This is a genomic window from Cryobacterium sp. 10I1 (assembly GCF_035019805.1).
GTDB lineage: Bacteria > Actinomycetota > Actinomycetes > Actinomycetales > Microbacteriaceae > Cryobacterium > Cryobacterium glucosi.
The window spans coordinates 1-631 of record NZ_JASJVF010000542.1; the positions used below are offsets into that span (position 1 = coordinate 1).

The window sequence follows — 631 nt, forward strand, 5'->3', positions numbered from 1 at the left end:
GTCACCTTCGGATCCCGCTCGGCCAGGCTCGTTCGCCTGCTCGAGGCGAGCGGAGAACTCCCGGTCGAGACCCTGCCGATCCGCGCGAGCGGCCGCCCGGTCAGGGACGCGGCCGACGCGGACTTCCCGCAGTACCGCGACGCGGTCGACGCGGCACCGGAGGACTGGAAGGCCTGGTTCCGGCTGGGCCTCGCGTACGACGCCGCCGGGGACCGGAAACGCGCCCGCGGCGCCATCCGCACAGCGATCACGCTCGAGCGCGCCGCAGCCTGACTCTCGCCTGAAGACTCCGTCTGATTCGTCAGGGCAGCGGATGCCTGGCGCGGGAGATGGTCCAGACGTTGAGGTCTCCGACCCGTTCGAAGTGCACGGAATCGACGAGCATCTGGATGAGCGCGAGCCCCCTGCCCGACTCCGCGAGGTCCTCGGGGAGCACAGGTCCGCTCAGCGTTACCGCTCCGGCCGTTCCGGTGTCGCTGATCCGGGCGCTGAGCTCGTGGTCGTCGGCGTGGATCGACAGCACGCAGGTGATGCCGGTTCCCGCGGCGGCGTGCTGGATGACGTTCGACGCCAGCTCGACGAGGGCCGTCTCGAACGCGAACCGGTCGATGTCGACGATGTCGGAGTGGGG

At 70.5% G+C, this 631-nt stretch carries 2 protein-coding genes; one reads left to right on the forward strand and one right to left on the reverse strand.

The window, feature by feature from the left end; translation table 11 throughout:
* Positions 1 to 273: tetratricopeptide repeat protein (locus tag QN345_RS19670; RefSeq protein WP_323509193.1), on the forward strand; the 273-nt coding region annotated here is incomplete at its 5' end.
* A gap of 28 nt (positions 274 to 301) precedes the next feature.
* Here QN345_RS19670 and QN345_RS19675 read toward each other — a convergent pair.
* On the reverse strand, positions 302 to 631 hold a 330-nt coding region (locus QN345_RS19675), incomplete at its 5' end, for an ATP-binding protein (RefSeq protein WP_323509194.1).